Annotated in this window: 11 protein-coding genes; 5 read left to right on the top strand and 6 right to left on the bottom strand. The window is 50.4% G+C overall.

All coding sequences use genetic code 11. The annotated features are described in order from the left end of the window. Positions 1-147 precede the first annotated feature (147 nt). Positions 148-2,403: a helix-turn-helix domain-containing protein gene (locus AC58P5_RS12700; RefSeq protein WP_497386936.1), complete on the top strand. Its 2,256-nt coding sequence runs from the start codon at positions 148-150 to the stop codon at positions 2,401-2,403. A 406-nt stretch (positions 2,404-2,809) separates the two neighbouring features. Here the strand turns inward: AC58P5_RS12700 and AC58P5_RS12705 are convergent, their stop codons facing one another. From AC58P5_RS12705 to AC58P5_RS12715, 3 genes are read right to left on the bottom strand one after another with little or no spacing between them, the layout of a single operon-like run. Then, a complete protein-coding gene (locus tag AC58P5_RS12705; RefSeq protein ID WP_497386938.1) occupies positions 2,810-4,420 on the bottom strand; it encodes a type 2 periplasmic-binding domain-containing protein in 1,611 nt (536 codons plus the stop codon). A 36-nt stretch (positions 4,421-4,456) separates the two neighbouring features. Continuing rightward, entirely contained in the window at positions 4,457-5,365 is a 909-nt protein-coding gene (locus AC58P5_RS12710) for a carbohydrate ABC transporter permease (protein WP_497386940.1), read from the bottom strand. Between the two features lie 19 nt (positions 5,366-5,384). After that, positions 5,385-6,353 carry an ABC transporter permease gene (locus AC58P5_RS12715; protein WP_497386942.1) on the bottom strand — a complete coding sequence of 323 codons (969 nt, stop codon included), beginning with the start codon at positions 6,351-6,353 and terminating at the stop codon, positions 5,385-5,387. 344 nt (positions 6,354-6,697) lie between these two features. Between AC58P5_RS12715 and AC58P5_RS12720 the strand changes: the two genes are divergently transcribed. Then, positions 6,698-7,987, top strand: coding sequence for an alpha-L-fucosidase (locus tag AC58P5_RS12720; protein WP_497386944.1), 1,290 nt, complete (start codon positions 6,698-6,700; stop codon positions 7,985-7,987). Between the two features lie 135 nt (positions 7,988-8,122). On the opposite strand, the gene AC58P5_RS12725 is transcribed toward AC58P5_RS12720, so the two are convergent. Both AC58P5_RS12725 and AC58P5_RS12730 read right to left on the bottom strand, forming a co-directional pair. Next, positions 8,123-8,746 carry an HAD-IA family hydrolase gene (locus AC58P5_RS12725; RefSeq protein ID WP_497386946.1) on the bottom strand — a complete coding sequence of 208 codons (624 nt, stop codon included), beginning with the start codon at positions 8,744-8,746 and terminating at the stop codon, positions 8,123-8,125. 297 nt (positions 8,747-9,043) lie between these two features. Further along, positions 9,044-9,496 (bottom strand): hypothetical protein, encoded by a 453-nt coding sequence (locus AC58P5_RS12730; protein ID WP_497386948.1) that lies wholly within the window; start codon positions 9,494-9,496, stop codon positions 9,044-9,046. Between the two features lie 309 nt (positions 9,497-9,805). On the opposite strand from AC58P5_RS12730, the gene AC58P5_RS12735 reads away from it, so the two are divergent. The 3 genes from AC58P5_RS12735 to AC58P5_RS12745 all read left to right on the top strand — a co-directional run bounded on the left by AC58P5_RS12735 (position 9,806) and on the right by AC58P5_RS12745 (position 14,235). Then, positions 9,806-10,777: a formylglycine-generating enzyme family protein gene (locus tag AC58P5_RS12735; RefSeq protein ID WP_497386950.1), complete on the top strand. Its 972-nt coding sequence runs from the start codon at positions 9,806-9,808 to the stop codon at positions 10,775-10,777. 88 nt (positions 10,778-10,865) lie between these two features. Further along, positions 10,866-12,662, top strand: a complete 1,797-nt coding sequence (locus tag AC58P5_RS12740; RefSeq protein ID WP_497386952.1) for a sensor histidine kinase — start codon at positions 10,866-10,868, stop codon at positions 12,660-12,662. Further along, entirely contained in the window at positions 12,655-14,235 is a 1,581-nt protein-coding gene (locus AC58P5_RS12745; RefSeq protein WP_497386954.1) for a response regulator transcription factor, read from the top strand. Before AC58P5_RS12740 ends, AC58P5_RS12745 begins: the two co-directional genes overlap by 8 nt. Positions 14,236-14,321: 86 nt before the next feature. Here the strand turns inward: AC58P5_RS12745 and AC58P5_RS12750 are convergent, their stop codons facing one another. Then, positions 14,322-17,381: an S-layer homology domain-containing protein gene (locus AC58P5_RS12750; RefSeq protein WP_497386956.1), complete on the bottom strand. Its 3,060-nt coding sequence runs from the start codon at positions 17,379-17,381 to the stop codon at positions 14,322-14,324. Positions 17,382-17,406 lie beyond the last annotated feature (25 nt).

Genomic DNA, 17,406 nt, shown 5'->3' on the forward strand with positions numbered 1-17,406 from the left:
CCAGGCGAGCGATTCTTTTTTTGTAATCCCTTTCATAAATCCTACGAACTGCCCTATGAATCCGCTGTTTTTTTGGTATGATTATGGATATTCCTTTCAAAACACCGATTAGAAGCTCAATCATTCCGAAACAGGAGGGAACAACCAATGAAATCCGATTACTTTAAATCGAAACTTTTTATGCGATATATTTGGTCGTATTTGTTCATTCTGCTTATTCCGCTGGCGTTCGCGACAATCTTCATTTACCGCAGCGCCGTAAGCAATCTTCAATCCGAAATCGAGCAGTCCCACCTTAACCAGCTCAATCAGACGAAGACCATCATCGACGGACGGGTCAAAGAATTGACCGAAATCGCGTCCCGGATTTCTTACGACGACCGGCTGACGCTTTACAAGGTTCACGACCCCTATTACAGCCGGGAAGCGATCAGCGCATTGAACAACTACAAAGCGACCAGCTCCATAATCGGGGATCTGTTCCTGTACTATCACGACGACGATAAAATTTATTCGTCCTTCGGCATGTCCGGGCTGGACGTGTTTTCGGACAAATACAGCTTCCACAACTGGACCCAGGACGTGCTGCGGCAGGATTTGAATACGCTTAAGTTTCCGAAAATGCGGCCGGCCGACCTCGTCAGCCAGCCGACATCCCTGCAGCAGTCGATCCTCGCTTACCTGGTGCCGATTACGCCCAACAGTCCGGCCCCCCACGGGACCGTCATGTACTTTATCCCGGAGTCGGAGCTCACCGGCCTGATCGATTCCATTCTCGGCAGCTACAGCGGGCTGACGTACATTTTCGACAACAACGGGCAGGTCCTGACGAACAACGGAAACGAAGAGTCCCTGACGGCGGGCGACCTCGGAGCCTTGTTCAAACTCTCTCCTGGCATCCACGATCAGACGTTAAACGGGCAATCCCACTCGGTCGTATCCGTGAAATCCGACAAAAACGGCTGGACTTACGTCACGCTAATGCCGAGCGCCCAGTTTTTCAGCAGCGTGCTGCATGTGCGCAGCTTTATTATTCTGCTGGTCTCCATCGTCGTGATCGTCGGAGCCGCCCTGGCGCTGCTGCTCGCCCGGATGCAGTACCTGCCTATCTCGAACCTGGTCAATTTCGCCAGCTCCAAATCAAGAAGCAGCCGGACTTCGGGCAATGAGCTCGAACGGATCCGGATTTCCCTGCAGGAGCACAGCACCCGGGCGGACCTTCAGGAGCCTTACGCCCGCAATCACGCTCTTCTCATGCTGCTTAAATACGGGCAGACCAAGAGCCTGTCGGCCGATCTTCTGGATGCTTTCGATCTGAAATTCGATCATGCCCGCCACTTTGCGATGGTCATCGGGTTTGACAAGCGCTCCCGTCTGCACGACAGCAAGGATGACTGGCAGACGATGATTCAGCTTTTTGCCGAGGTCGATTTTCCCGGGCTTGCCGCCAGAGCTTACAGCGTGGAACTTCCCCTTCCGAACCAGCTTGCGCTTGTCGTCGGGTTCAATCCCGCCGGTCAGACGCCGCCTTTCGGCCAGATGCAGCAGATCGTGGAAGGCATCCGGACCCATCTGCTGGAGCTGTTCGATGCCGCGCCGGTTATCGGGGTCGGAACGGCTTATAGGAGCCACTCGCACCTGAACCAGTCCTACATCGAAGCGTGTTCCGCGTTTGAATCGAACATTTTGACCGTTCATGGAAGCGTTACCTTTTTTGAGAAGCTGTCCAGTACGCCGGAGCGCAGTACCTTCTGGATTCCCGGCAACGTGCTTTTGAAGCTGTCCCAGAGTCTGAAACAGGGCAGCTATGACGTATCGGAGCAGACCCTTCAGGAAGCGCTGAAAAACTTGCCGGCAGCCGGACTTAGCGCCCCGCATCTGCGGCTGATCCACTACGACATCCTGACGACCCTGCTGAAAACCGCGTCCGAGCTCGGTATTCAAGGCTTGACGCAGGACGTACTGTCCAAGCTCAGCTTCAATTCATCCGAGGAGTTTGAAGTCATCTGCCAAGACCTCGCCGGACGGATTTGCTCGCAGGTCGAACGGGACAGGACGAAGGAAGAGCATTCCCTCATGGACCGGATCGTCGGGTATATCGACAAGCATTTCATGGAGCACACGCTCAGTCTGGAAGTCGTATCCGCCGAATACGGCATCTCGCCTTCTTATCTCAGCCGGACGTTCAAGGAGAAGACCGGCATCAATTTTATCCAGTATATCTGGCAAAAAAGGATGAACGAGGTTATGCATCAGCTGAAAACGACGAATGATCCGCTCAAAGAGATCATCGTCCGCGTCGGCTATCTGGATACCCCTAATTTCATCCGGAAATTCAAAAAGGAAACCGGCTATACGCCGGGTCAATACCGGACGCTGAACACGTCGGGCGAGCACGCTTAACCGGAAGTGATTCGGCGGCGCGATGCTCGGCGTCACATGACGGGGGTCAACCACATGGCGGGTCCGCTTCGGCCAACCGCTGTACAGGGCCGGAGCACACGGCATAAGCTTCCCGAACGAGGTTCCGCTGAAGGTGCGGCAGACAGTCGGGCCCGCGGTCCGGCAGGCGGTCTAACCGCATCCCTTAGCCGATGGCAGCCCGGCGCTCCCCCCATGAAATGAATCCCCCTCTCCCGCCGACCTTGCCCGCAGGCCCGCTCCCCGCTTAGACGGGGGCGGGCCTGTTTTTTGCAGCGCATGCAAGGACGGCGGACGAAGGCGGCGATTGTCCTTCTGACGAAGGAAGCGAAGCGTCCGGTGAATGGCTGCCCGCCCGCATGAAGCAGCGTCTGGACATTAGGCAGGCTTACTTCTTCTCGCTGCCCTGGTTCCAGCGGTCGTACGCCGCCTGGTAGATGCTTACGATCTTGTCGCTGCCCATCTTCTTAAGCTGGCCCGCATAAGCGTCCCAGTTCGCCAGCGGTTCCTGGCCGGTTACGAACTTCGCTTCCATCTGCTTGACGTACGTATCCAGATCGGACTTAAGCCGGGTTACTTCCGCCTGCTCTTCTTCCGTCAGGAAGACGCTCGGGAACGGGATTTTGGCGATCGGCGTCAGCTTCTCTTCGTTTTCTTTGTCGATCCATTTATCGAAATCGGTTTTCAGCCCTTTGGACAGCTCGCTGCTGGCGGCACCCGGCACAAGAATGCCGTAGTTCGGAGTCAGCGTGCCCCTGTATTCTTCGCGGTCGCCTCCGCCCGGTACGGGCTTCCATTCCTTGACGTGCTTCTCCTTATCCGTGTACTTCCAGAGCACATCCTCCGGACCCTGAGCGAACAGCGTGCCGCCTTCGTACCCGTACATATGATCGACCCAGCGCATGGCCGCTTCCGGACTCGGGTTGCTCTTCGTGATGGCGAACGTTCCGTTCGAGGAAATGCCCGGATGCTTGCCGTAAACGGGCGAATCCGGCACTTCGCTTTTGACCGGCTTCATCATCGGGTTGCTGTCGTCCGGTTCCGTGCCCAGCGTGAAGTAAGGATAATAATCGCTGAACAGCGCGACGCGGTTGTTTTTGCCTTTCGCTTTCTTCTGTTCGTCGGTTTGAGAGAACGTCTCGTGATCGAGCAGGTTGTCTTTCCACAAGCGGTTCAGGAACGTCAAATACCCTTTGTAGCCTTCTTCCTGAGGGGTGTAATGGACCTTGCCCGCTTTGTCGGCGTAAACAACCTCGTCGTAGATGCCCCAGAATCCGAGGAAAAACATCCGCAGGTCGTCGAGTTTGACAGAGGTCAGCGGAACCTCGTCCTTCTTGCCGTTGCCGTTCGCATCTTCGTCCTGCACGCGCTTAAGATACGTGTAGAGCTCTTCTGTCGTCTCCGGCAGCTTCGTCATCCCCAGCGCCTTCAGGAATTTACCGTTGTACCACATCGGACCGCGGTACCAGACCGCCGACAGGTCAATCGTGCGGAGCGCGTAAATATGACCCGACGGAGTCGTCATGTTTTTACGGATCTCCGGATGCTCGTCAAGAATTTTCTTCAAGTTCGGCGCGTAGTTATCGATCAGATTTTCAAGGGGAAGGAGCACGCCCTGGCTGCCGTACGTCACCTGCTCCGCCGGCTTGATGTCCGCCCCGAAGAAAACGTCCGGCAGACTGTCGCTTGCGAACACAAGGTTTTTCTTCGAATCGAAACTGTCTATCGGCGCGTTCTGGTACTGCATCTTGATGCCCGTCAGTTTCTCCATTTCCTGCATCACCTGCATTTTATTCCAGTCCTGCACGCCGACATCGGGAGCCATCAGGGTCATTGTCATCGGTTTATCGACGATCGGGAACCCGTCTTTTTTCACTTCGGAGGCGTTTTTTCCGGTTCCCGTGTCCCCGGCTTTATCGGCAGATCCGCAGGCGGACAGACCGGCTATCACAAGCGTAAGTCCGAGCATGAGCGAGCTTGATTTCAGAACCTTTTTCATAAGTAAAATCCTCCCCTTGTATGGTATATGGCAAGATCAGCCCTTGACGGAACCGATCATGACGCCTTGCACGAAATAGCGCTGCAGAAACGGATAGATCGCAATAATCGGCAGCGTGGACACGATGATGACGGCGTACTTGACGAGCGCCGCAATCTCGGCTTTGTTGTTGAGCGCGGAGGCCGTCGAGGCGTCCAGCGAGCCGCCTGTCTGGGCCGACATCTCCTGCAGTACGAGAATCTGGCGCAAGATCAGCTGAAGCGGATATTTGGATTCTTCATGCAGGTAAATCAGCGCGGAGAAGTAACTGTTCCAGTTGCCGACTCCGTAGAAAAGTGCCATGACCGCCACGATGGGCATCGAAAGCGGCAGGATGATTTTCAGAAACATCCGCATATTCGTGCAGCCGTCGATCTGGGCCGCTTCCTGCAGTTCCTTCGGAATGGAAGTCTGAAAAAACGTCCGCGACACGATGATGTTCCAGATGGACGCCGCAGAAGGCAAAATGATCGCCCACATGCTGTTCATGAGCCCGAGACCCTTGACGAGCAGGTACGTGGGTACAAGACCGCCTCCGAAAAACATCGTCACCATAAACATGCCCATAAAAAAGTTGCGGCCCGCAAAATCTTTGCGGCTGAGCGCATACGCCGCCGGAATCGTGACGAGCAGGTTAACGGCCGTCCCGACCACCGTATACAAAATCGTATTGGCGTACCCCATCCAGATTTTCATGTTGGCAAAAACGATTTGGTACCCTTCGAGCGTGAACCCTTTCGGGAACAGCCACATCTCGCCCGAGCCGACATACTTCGGATTGCTGACCGAAGCGCTCAAAATATAAACCAGGGGATAAGCCACGAGAATGAGGGCAATCGCGACATAGACATACGTGCTGATCAGGAACAGTTTATCCCGCGCCGTATCTTTAACGGTCGAGCTCATCCGGTTTCCTCCTTTCTATTTACCATAAGCTGTTCTCGCTGGTACGGCGGACAATCTGGTTCACGGTCACCAGCAATATAGCGCTTACAATGGAGTTAAACAACCCGACCGCCGCCGAGAAGCTGTACTGGGCGTTGACCAGACCCGAACGGTAGACGAAGGTGGAAATGACATCCGACGCCTCCATGTTGAGCGGATTTTGCAGCAGCAGGATTTTCTCGAATCCGACCCCGAAGAGGCTTCCCATATTCAGAATGAGCAAAATGGTCATCGTCGGTACGATCGTCGGAATATTAATGTGCCGGATGCGCTGGAATCTCGAGGCGCCGTCGATAATGGCCGCTTCATGCAGCTGCGGGTCCACGCCGGACAAAGCCGCCAGGTAAATAATCGTTCCCCAGCCTGCGCTCTGCCACACCCCCGAGAACACATACATCGTTTTGAACCATTTCGGGTCCGTCAAAACCTGCGGGGCATCGAAGCCGAGCTTCTCGATCAAATGCACCAGAATTCCCGTAGACGGCGACAGGAACGTAATGATCATCCCGGCCATGACGACAACGGATATAAAATGAGGGGCGTACGTCACGGTCTGCACCATCCGTTTGAAAAATCCGTCCCGCACTTCGTTAAAAGCGAGTGCCAGAAGGATCGGAATCGGAAACCCGATGGCAAGGTCGTACAAGCTGATGCTCAGCGTGTTCCACAATAGATCCCAGAAATAATACGACTCGAAAAAATGGACGAAATGATCGAATCCGACCCAGGGGCTCCCCCATATTCCTTTGGTAGGAATAAAATTTTTGAAGGCGATCAGGATGCCGTACATGGGCCCGTAATGAAAAATAAGAAAGTAAAGAAACGCCGGGGCGATAAACACGTACAGTTCCCAGTTTAAAACCATCCGTTTCCAGACCGGCTTCTTTTCTGTCCCCGTTTTCGGGCGCCCCGCCGTGCCTGCCGTGCGGATGTTTGCTTTTGCCTGCATCGTATCACTCCTTTCCGTTTAGTTTTGATAGCGTTTTCAAAAGTGTATCCCCCGGAGCGGGAGTCCGTAAATATGTCATTTTCCATCCCTACATCATTCGTACCGGCCTGCTCCGTTAGGGAGTAAATCCGCGTTTTCCGACATTTGGAAAACAAAAAATACATATTCTTGGCGGGATTCACCCGCTTCGGGTTTCCCGAACGCAAAGATAACCAATTCCCCGAAAGTGGCCGGCTGGTCATTCTTGTTCTCCGCAAGCGGACGACAAAAACCACATCAATCCATCGCCTGCGGAATGTGAGATACTGCTTTAGAATCGTTACACGAAAAGGAGAGGATAACAGATGGTACAGCAGTGGTTCGAGGACGCGAAGCTGGGGATTTTCATTCATTACGGAATTTATGCGGTTAACGGAATCGCCGAGTCATGGTCCTTCTACAACGGGCGCATTTCTTACGAGGACTATATGAAGCAGCTCGACGGCTTTACCGCCCGGAACTTTGATGCGGACAAATGGGCGGATCTGATCGAGAAGTCCGGCGCGAAGTATGCCGTGCTCACAACGAAGCATCACGACGGCGTCGCCTTGTGGGATACGCAGGCCAGTGATCTGAACGTGGTCAAAAGCACGCCGGTCCGCAGGGACATCATCCGGGAGTATGCCGATGCGGTGACCCGCAGGGGAATCCGGCTGGGCCTCTACTTCTCTCTGATCGACTGGTCCCATCCCGACTATCCCAGCGTTTACGAGGGCGGCAGAGTTCCCGATGACCCGGGTCAGGCCAATCCTTTCTCTAGTCCGGCGGACGGCGTTCAGGACGAAGAAAAATGGCAGCGCTTTCTGACATTTAATAATGAACAGTTGCGTGAGCTTCTGACGAATTACGGAAAAGTGGATCTGCTCTGGTTCGACGGGGATTGGGAACGGAGCGCCGAGCAGTGGAACCTTCCCGCTTTTAAAAACTATCTGCACTCCTTCAATCCCGAGATCATGATCAATTCCCGTCTGCAGGGACACGGGGATTATAAGACCCCCGAGCAGGGGCTGCCGATTACGAGACCCGAGGGCCCCTGGGAGTTTTGCACGACGATCAACAGCTCCTGGGGCTACGTTCCGGACGACAACCATTACAAGTCTCTGCATCAGATCATCCGGATGTTCTGCGACTGCATCTCCATGGGCGGAAATATGCTGCTCGATATCGGGCCCAAGGAAGACGGCACGGTCGATCCCCGGCAGGAACAAATTTTGCTGGGTCTCGGAAGCTGGATCCGGACCCACGAAGAAGCCGTTTACGGAACACGGGAAGGCATTCTCACCCGCTATTATCTGGGGGGCAGCACGTTGTCGAAAGATAAAAAAACGCTCTATCTGTTCGTATACGACGATCCGAAAGAATCGGTCTGCCTCAAAGGGCTCTCCAGCAAAATCCGCACGATTACCGTCCTGCACTCGGGCAAAGAGCTCACGTACGACATCCACGGAGGCGTGCCCTGGTTTCAGATACCGGGAACCACTTGGATTCATCTGACACCGGAGGATACCCACGACTATGTAACCGTGCTGAAAATCGAACTGGAGAACGAGCTGGACATGTACGGCGGTTCCGGGGCGGTTGTTACGCATAACTAGGCCATTCGGGCCGGGATAACCCCATCGCGAGCGGTAAAAGAAAACGCCTGGTCTGCCAATTCCGGCAGATCAGGCGTTTTCTATTCGGGCGTGCTTATTGCGTCTCGCGTTAACCCCGGACTTCATCCATAGGTTCTACCTCAAAACTGCCGCCAGCTGCTCCGTCGTACGGCACACATAATCGGGCCCCGCTCCGGCCAGCAGCTCTTCGGAATCGAAGCCCCAGGTGACGGCGGCCGCTTTCACCCCGGCCCTCCGGCAGGCCTCGACGTCTCTCAGCTCGTCCCCCACGTAAATAATCCGGTCTGCGGGAAGCGCATGAGCGCGGAGCATGCTGCGGATCGCTTTGTCCTTGCCGAACAAATTCGTTGCCGAATGAACGAAATCGAATCCAGCCAGCCCGTGCAGGTCAAGGAAATGCCGGATGTTTTCCGCCGTATTGGAAGACAGGATGCCCATCGTGCGGCCCTCTTCTTTTAACGCTAGTAGCAGCTCCTTCATGCCGTTTGCCGGCTGCAGGCTTACCGCCGCTTGTTTGTAGTTTCGTTTGGCTTCCAGCAGAAGAGCGGGCAGTTTAAAAAGCGGCACGTGCAGCGCCTTCAGACGGTCCGGTACGGACAAGCCCGAAAGCCTGTCTATTTCGGCCTCTTCGATTCGTCTGCCCCCGAATTTGACCGCCAGTTCATTAAATAACTGCACCGCCAGCCCTTTGGAATCCACAATCGTTCCGTCGAAATCAAAAATGAGAATCGGTTTCACGCCATGGCACCAGCTTTCCGTTTCGGAATTTTCTTAATCGTACGGCAAAAAAGCGCCACAGCCGCCGGAGCAGCTATGGCGCTTATGATCTTTTACCAGCATAGCGTATAACATTCCGAATTATTTTTCTATTCAACTGGCAATCTCTTTCATTTAGGTTTGTTCTTTGTTAATTCATAAAATGTTTGCTTTAAGAGATTACCGTCAGAACTATTCAATCTACGATGTATCTCTATTAATGTTCTAAGAATGAGAATCATTAACCTAATAATATATAATTGTTGTCATTTAATAATCTCATCTTGCTCCATAATTATCAATCTCATCGTCATCGTCTGGCGTCATATGTTTTACTATAAATTTATCTTGATTCAAATAATACTCTTTGACCGATGTTTCTTCTGGGCCAAAATATTCTTTATCAACTATGATAAGTTGCCTATTTTTAAGTTCATTCGCAAACAGCAGATAGATGAATCGATAGAACCCTTCAAAAATGTCTTTATTTTCGCGTTCACTTATGTTTTTCATAGGTGTGTCTATCATTAAGAACGAAGGGATCTCTATATCTTTTTTAGCTGCAAGTCGATGAACTGCCAAGGCAAAGCAGCATTTAAATATCGTTTTCTTTCCACCACTACTCAAATTAGAAAAATTCATTACAAATAGATCATCATGCCCTGAAACCCAAAAAAGATTGCGGGCCGGATCGTCTATCGCGTTTTCCTGCTTGGTGGCCCTTTCGGTCAAGCATTTTCCGGGCGACGGCGTAGACTGATCACCGTGACAACAATCGTGATTCCGTAAGCGCGAATTATTTTGTCGGTAAATTGTCAACTTAAATTCATAACGATCAAAACCACGCAGAAATATGTATTTACACTATACATAAAGATGACGATGGTCATGAATTAGCGAAAATAATTAATAGTTTATTCCGAAAAGATTTAAAGAATGCTATAGTGCTTCTATATACTAAAACGATTCGGTACGGATCGAAATTGACGCGTCTCTTCGGCTAACCATGCCCTAACCAACCAGAAAGCGGTGACTATCATTATGAATTTCAATAAGCCATCATGCTGCTCGGCAAGCAGAAATACCAACCTTTTCAATCACCATTCCCCCATGAATGCCGCACAATCTTTGAAAGTTGGCTCTTATCCCGGTAACAAAGAACAAATGATTTTATTGCCTGGCGGCAAATTTTTAATGGGAACAAACGATCAAGAAGGTTTTCCGGCTGATGGAGAGGGACCCGTCAGAGAGATTACGCTTAAACCCTTCTATATCGATCCTTGCACGGTAACGAATCGTGAATTCCAACAGTTTGCCGACGAAACCGGCTATAGGACGGAAGCGGAAATCTTCGGATGGTCTTTTGTGTTTCATCTGTTTGTCTCCGAAGCTACAGCGATGACAGTGCAAAATCGCGTTCAGCAAGCACCATGGTGGTGGGCGGTAGAAGGAGCAGACTGGCGCCATCCTGACGGACCTGATTCCGGCATTGAAGACCGGTTGGATCATCCGGTTATTCATATCTCATGGAACGATGCAATGGCTTATTGCAATTGGGCAGGAAAGCGGTTACCCACGGAAGCGGAATGGGAATTTGCCGCTCGAGGCGGCCTTGTGCAGAAGCGTTATCCCTGGGGAGACGAGCTTAAGCAGGGCGGACGGCATTTATGCAACATTTGGCAGGGGAAATTCCCCGTGAAAAATCATGCAAGCGACGGATATGCGGGCACAGCGCCTGCGCACTCCTTCGATCCAAACGGTTATGGCCTGTATAACGTCTCCGGCAATGTGTGGGAATGGTGTTCGGATTGGTTTAGCCCAACTTATCACATCCATGGTCCCAGGGATAATCCGGCAGGACCTCTGTCAGGAAATGCCAAGGTTCTGCGCGGCGGTTCCTACTTATGCCATAAATCATATTGCAACCGCTACCGTGTAGCGGCCCGCAGTCAAAATACACCGGACAGCTCGACAGGAAACATAGGATTTCGTTGCGCTGCTGACGCTGATTAAAAGATTTTAAGTAGGTTCTTTCTCTAAAAGAGAATATAATAAATGTATAATCAAATGCATCATGATTTAGGGATGGAAGCCAGAGCCTATGTACAAAAAAATGTTTCCCAATAAAACGATGTTCAGCAAGCTTCTGATCACCTATATTCTGCTCAGCATCATTCCTGTAGCGTTAATCGGTCTCGTATCCTTCAAAATGTCCGAGAAGCTTCTTGATGCGCAGATCAGTAAATCCAATATCAATACTTTGGAACAAATCAACAAAAACATCAACGTGCTGATCGATCAAGTCAGTGCAATCGTCAATATTTACAATATGAATAACGAGTTGGAAGCTTTGCTGACCAAGCAGTACACGAACCCCTATGACCAGCTTCTCGATCAAGCCAAGGTTGAGAACAACATGTTGAGGTACTCCTTTGCGTTCGATTGGCTCAGTTTCCAGTCGTTTCTTATCGGAAACAACGGCTTAATCTATACCCAAAACTATGAAAATAATATTGTGGACCCGGAACGCTTACTGAATTTCCCGTTGAAGGACATACTCGCCCAAAACCCGGATAGAATCACCTGGCTAAGCACGCACAGAAGCTATTTAAAGAATCAAGAGGACTCCCAGGTATTTACCGCAGCTAAGCTGCTGCAGACCAACGCGTTGAATACAAACTACGGTGTGTTCTTAATTAGCGTAAAAGAGCAAAATTTATATAATATTTATAAGAATCTGCTGCAAAACGGAAACGAAATCATGATTGTGGATCGTTCAAACCATATTATCTCTCATAGCGACAGGTCACGGGTCGGACAAATACTGAACGAGCCGTACGTACAAAAGCTGCTGGCAACAGAAGAGAATTATAAAATATCATCAACCATTCATAATCAAAAGTTTCTGACACTGTACAAAAAAATAGATCGCGTCGATTGGTACATCGTAGAAAACATCCCGATGAACAGCATCTTTCAAGATATCGACGCCTTGAAGCAAACCATTCTCATCGTGGCCTTTGTTTGCATTTTATTGTCTGTGGTCGCAGCATTCTTTATATCCCGCTCCATTTCATTGCCGATACGCAAGCTTTCCAGGCGCGTACAGAATTATTGGCTCCAAGGGACGGTCGAGCCTGATTATCCCGTCAATGAGGTTAAACTGTTAAACATTGAGTACGACAAAATGATCGAAAAGCTGGAAAAGACGATTAATGCTCTGGTCATTAACCAGGAAGAGAAGCGGATCGCCGAGCTGCAGGCTTTGCAGATGCAGATTAATCCGCATTTTTTGTATAATACTTTGAATTCCATTAAATGTCTGGTATGGGTGAACAAAACGGAGTTGATTGAGCCGACTATCCATGCGCTTGTAACTTTATTGGAACAAACGATCAACCGGAACGATGAATTCATCACCATTCAAGAAGAACTCAACAATATCGAACAATATGTATACATCCAACAAATACGTACCGACGAAGCCATCACGCTCCGTTACAATATCGATCCTCAAATGCTGGATTGCACAATACCAAAACTCTTGTTGCAGCCCATTATCGAAAACGCTTTATTCCATGGTATCGAACCGAGCAAAGTACCCGGTGTCATTAACGTATTCGGCTCCATCCATCAAGACAGTCTAAAAATCGAGATTATCGACAACGGAGTGGGCATGAATGAGGAAGAACTCGCCCGCGTATTCAATGAAACCGGTTCCCCTTCTTCCTCCCGCTTTAGCGGCATAGGCGTCCGGAACGTTCACGAGAGATTAAAGCTAAACTTTGGACCCTCCTATGGCCTGACCATACACAGCCAGCCTGGCTTCGGTACTTCCGTCATCCTTACCTTGCCCAAACTTATGAAGAGCACGGAGGTTAAAGAGCACCATGTATAAAGTAATTATTGTGGATGATGAAAAGCTGCTTCGACAAGGCTTCATTCATATGGTGGACTGGTCCCAATACGGTTTTGAGATTATAGGAGAAGCATCTGACGGTCTGGAGGCTCTGGAGCTCGTTAACAAATATAGCCCGGATATTGTCGTTACCGACATTCGCATGCCTGGCATGGACGGAATTGAACTTACGCGCCGTTTAAGAAATGAACGCCCGGATATTCAAATTATTGTTTTAAGCAGCTACAACGATTTTGACTATGTAAAAGAGACTTTGCAGCTCGGGGCATCGGACTATATTTTGAAGCCCAAAATGCAGTACACGGATTTGGTTGCCGCTATGGATAAAGCAATGAACAAGAAAACGGCAGCAGGGCATCTTGTCCTTCCGGTCAGGCAAAACCAGGCTTCAGAGAAGGCGTTTCTGAAAAATCTGATTACAACGCAATCGCTTTCAACGGAAGCTGTTAAACAGCAATTGGATCAATATCAAATTCATCTGCAGGAAGAGCCCCTATGCTGCGTGTTGATCCACCTGGAGCCTCCAACCACCAACGATTCAACGGGGATCATGGAAGCCTTCGATTTCGATGAAGCCAAGGAAGCCATCGTAACAAGGCTGCAAAGCAAGCTCCCGGCCCTTGCTGGAAGCTGCTGCTTTTCACCGGGAGAAGGACAGTTAATCCTGCTCTGCAACATAGAAGCCGGGACTCCTGCCAATGCATGGATTGGGGATATCGCCCAACAGATGCCGGGTGTTCACAGAGGTGCTTATTGGGTTTTCGTCAGCGGCATTTTTTCCGGATTTGACGGCATCAGCGCGGCGTACGCACGGCTCCAGGCGCTAAGTCCTTACCGGTTTTACAAATCTCCGGGCTCATGCCTGTACGAGCAGGACTTTCTTCATCGGGTTGCGGCGCTGGACCTCACGCTTAAGCACTTTAACGAGTCGATCGAGAAGCTGGAGATTTCGGGACTATACGAGCGGTTGGAGGCCAGTGTAACCGCCAGACTTGCTGAAGTGTGCTACGTGGAGCCGTTTGCCGTTAAAAACGGCTTTATCGAAGCCTGCTACTATATCATTCACCATCTTGAAGAAATGAACGTTGAGATTCATGAACTGAACAGCCGAAAAATGATGTATTTCAAAAATTTGGAGAGAAGTCAAAACCTCGAGGAATGTTTCCTGCATCTGCGGGGCGTCTTGGAGGATATTCAAAGCTTCGCTCAAGCCAGTAGAAACATGAATTACCATACTACCATTCAATCCATTGTGACATACATGCATTGCAATTATCATGAGGACATCTCCTTGCAGTCCGTTGCCGAGCAATTTCACTTGAACAAGAGCTATCTAAGCCAATTGTTCAAGCAGCAAACCAGCGAGAACTTCAACACCTACCTGGCGCAGATTCGCATTACCAAGGCCAAGGAACTGCTAAGACAGCCCGGCCATAACATCAATAAAGTTTGCGAAGCGACAGGCTTCACGAACCCGAGCTATTTTGGACAAGTTTTCAAAAAAATCGTCGGCATGAAGCCGTCCGAATACAGCAAACTATACACAAAATAAACCCAAGCCCTTTCAGGCATGACAAAGAGGAGCCGAATTTCTTCGGCTCCTCTTTGTCTATATTTCAGTTCCATTCACCTGCGATATTACTTGGAAGCAGTTTGCAGCATTCTCAGCACAGTAACGATAACCTCTGCTCTCGTCGCCTTTTCATTAGGCTCGAAGAGATTGCCGTTCTTGCCGTTTACGATTCCTTGGGCCGCTGCATTCGCTATAAACCCTTTGGCCCAGGAAGGGATAGCCGCATCATCCGCAAAGCTTGTCTGAACCGACTCTTGATTCGTCAGGTTCATGGCCCGGCCGGCCATCGTCACAATCTCTGCCCGAGTAATCGGCTGATTCGGCCTAAAGCTGTTGTCCTCATAACCCGATATCCAACCGGCGTGAACAGCGCTGCTGACGCTATCCAGCGCCCAGCCCGGTATCTGATCGGCATCCGCGAAGTCAACTTTCGTCTTGCTTCCCGGCACATGCATGGCCCGTGACATCAGAGCGGTGAACTCCGCCCGGGTTATCGTGCGGTCAGGCTGGAAGGTGCCATCGCCGTAGCCGTTAATGATGCCCTTATCCGCGCCCTCTTTAATCTGCTTTTCGGCCCAATGGCCTTGAATATCTCCCCACTTGTTGCCGTCCGACGGTTTGCCGGCTTCTTGCTCCAGCGCAAATACGGCATATTTGGCAAAATGTTCGACCTGCGCAGTAATTTGATTGCCGCTAACGGTACCGCCTGCTTCCACCCATTTCTTGGCTGTTTCGTCATAGTAGAAAATAGATGCCTTATTGTCTGCCGGTAAAGCCGAATCTACTTGAAGCGTAAGAGCAACCGGATGCTTCAAATCTCCATAGACATTTTTCGACAATTCGAAAATCGGGCTTATTCGCTTCATCTTATCGGTTTTTAAGTTGTCCGTCCTATCAATTTTTTGAATGCTGATTTGAGCCGCCTCGTTCAAAGCTCCTTCAGGAATCTTAACCAATGCTTCATTCCCCAGGCTGACTTCCCCGGAACCTCCGGCAGCAATGGATACGCTGTTAGAATTCGGTGAAGATACGGCTGCTCCGCCGCCGCCTTGACTCCCTTGGGAGTCGGAACCGCCGGATTTTAAAGGCGTAAACTTAAACGCGGTAAGCGAGTGAGCCGGGTACGTGTAATTAAAAGTGCTTGAGTTAATCGCAAGAGCGCTCGTATCAATGTCCACTTTATTCGGATTATCGTTCGTATTGATGTCTTCCAGCTTCTCCGAGTTCAATGTCCACACTTCGGCCGATTGTGCCGTATACCCGGACAACTGCACAGCGGAAGTTACTGCATCCGTTGCATCCTGATTCAGAACGATCAGATACAGATCGTCGCCTGTTCTCGAAGCCACCGTCATCAACTTATTGATATTTTGATCCTTATTGTCAATGTTCACTGTCCTTACCGGATTATTTTCGATCGTGGACTTCACTTCGTTCGCGCCGCTCATATGCGTAAACATTTTGTACATGTAAGCGGAAGCTGACGGCAAGAAGGTGTAGGTATCAAAAAGCGCCATAGGCACAGCTGATTTGTTCTCGAACGTTCTATCAATGAGAGAGTGGCGCAATGCGTATTCCAAATCCATATCGATGAAGTGCATAAGCATATTCGCCGTTTGCAGAGTTGCTCCCAAAGATCCCTCATACAAAAGGGCGGTTTTGGTTACGCCATTCTCCTGATATGTCTTATACTCAGGGTCGTGAGCGCCGTATTCCGTTACAATAGGTTTGATGTTGCGCCCCGATATCGCAGCGGAAGCGTGCTCGATCTCCTTCACTTCTTGCACTCTGGCCTCCGAATCCAGAATCGTGGCATAATGATACTTAGGAACGTTATTCGGGTCATACGGAGTCTTAATGGATAAGCCCAGTGTCGGCTCCTTAACTATTCCCGTGTAAGGATGAATGACAACCCCGTCATAAGGAACCGTATTGCCGAATGCAGCTATGGCATAACTCTGGTCCATGGCACTGTAAATCTTAATTGAAGGATCAACCGCTTTCATTTTGGTGTAATATTCACCGATCCCGGCGTGTGTGGTCTGATAGCTGACTTTGATTTCTGTGCCGGCAGCAGGAATAGACCCGTTCGTACCGTCGCCGAACTGAATGGCCCCGGTTGCGTAATCCAGCTCATAAGAATTGGTTACTCCTGCTGCGGAGATGTCGGGTACCTGAGTCCACGTCTGTCCTTGCCAGAGATCCATTTTGCCGGACGCCGGGTTGTACACGCTATTGCCCACGGATACTTCTACCGCTGATCCAGCATCAATCGGAGCGTACTTGGCATACTTGACCTGGTTGGGTTGGCCATTGCTTTTGGAAGCATCCGTAGGGTCGGCTTCTCTCCAGTCGTCAATTAGCCCCGTTTTCTGGAGGGTAAATTGCACTGTGCCTCCGTTGGCATACAAGTAGGCTGCTTTAAGATCGGCATTGCTGTTTAGAGCAAGCACGGCGGGATCTTGGGAAACGATTTGTCCAGTCATCCAATAAATTTGTCCGACAAAATTAATTTCATTACCCAATTCAAACGTTTTGATATTATAAGGGGCCGGATGTCCATTCTCGGCACGTTTTATTGCCCATGGATGCGCGGCATCGGCGGGAGCGTTCAAATACTCGACCAGTTCAGCGGCATCCTGCGGGTTTCCGTTCCCTATATTATATACATAAGGCGTCAGGAACCCGTGGCTTTCGGAATAGCGCATAGCTTCATCCAGTCCGAAATTCGCTTTCTCCGGACCATTGCCTAAATAAGGGTTGACCTGATTGATTCTTTGTTCGACGGGGCCGATGGCACGCTTCCACCAAAACAGGTTGGCTGTAGTCCCGCCCGGATACCGGAGCGATTTTAGGCCGAGTTCGGATAATTTTTGGTCAAACTCGGAATACACGCTTTTCGTTACCGGATCCCACATGCCGACGCCATTGACGAAGTAGCGGTGATTCACGCCGAACAAACCAGGTTGAATGGCATGAAGGACATTGCCGGAGTCCACCGTTATTTTGGTGCCCGAGGCATCAGCAGCAGCTGCAGCATTAGGGGCTGTGACGCCTGCTCCGATCACGGATGCGCTCAACAACAAACTCATGAATCCGCTTACATTTTTCTTGAAAAATTTCATTGTTGACCTCCCAAATATTTAATAT

It is taken from the genome of Paenibacillus sp. JT31N7 (assembly GCF_059692095.1).

What these genes read in the sequence shown, in the direction of transcription:
- AC58P5_RS12700 (WP_497386936.1), top strand. Translation starts at nt 148, where the DNA reads ATGAAATCCGATTACTTTAAATCGAAACTTTTTATGCGATATATTTGG.
- AC58P5_RS12705 (WP_497386938.1), bottom strand. Translation starts at nt 4,420, where the DNA reads ATGAAAAAGGTTCTGAAATCAAGCTCGCTCATGCTCGGACTTACGCTT.
- AC58P5_RS12710 (WP_497386940.1), bottom strand. Translation starts at nt 5,365, where the DNA reads ATGAGCTCGACCGTTAAAGATACGGCGCGGGATAAACTGTTCCTGATC.
- AC58P5_RS12715 (WP_497386942.1), bottom strand. Translation starts at nt 6,353, where the DNA reads ATGCAGGCAAAAGCAAACATCCGCACGGCAGGCACGGCGGGGCGCCCG.
- AC58P5_RS12720 (WP_497386944.1), top strand. Translation starts at nt 6,698, where the DNA reads ATGGTACAGCAGTGGTTCGAGGACGCGAAGCTGGGGATTTTCATTCAT.
- AC58P5_RS12735 (WP_497386950.1), top strand. Translation starts at nt 9,806, where the DNA reads ATGAATTTCAATAAGCCATCATGCTGCTCGGCAAGCAGAAATACCAAC.
- AC58P5_RS12740 (WP_497386952.1), top strand. Translation starts at nt 10,866, where the DNA reads ATGTACAAAAAAATGTTTCCCAATAAAACGATGTTCAGCAAGCTTCTG.
- AC58P5_RS12745 (WP_497386954.1), top strand. Translation starts at nt 12,655, where the DNA reads ATGTATAAAGTAATTATTGTGGATGATGAAAAGCTGCTTCGACAAGGC.
- AC58P5_RS12750 (WP_497386956.1), bottom strand. Translation starts at nt 17,381, where the DNA reads ATGAAATTTTTCAAGAAAAATGTAAGCGGATTCATGAGTTTGTTGTTG.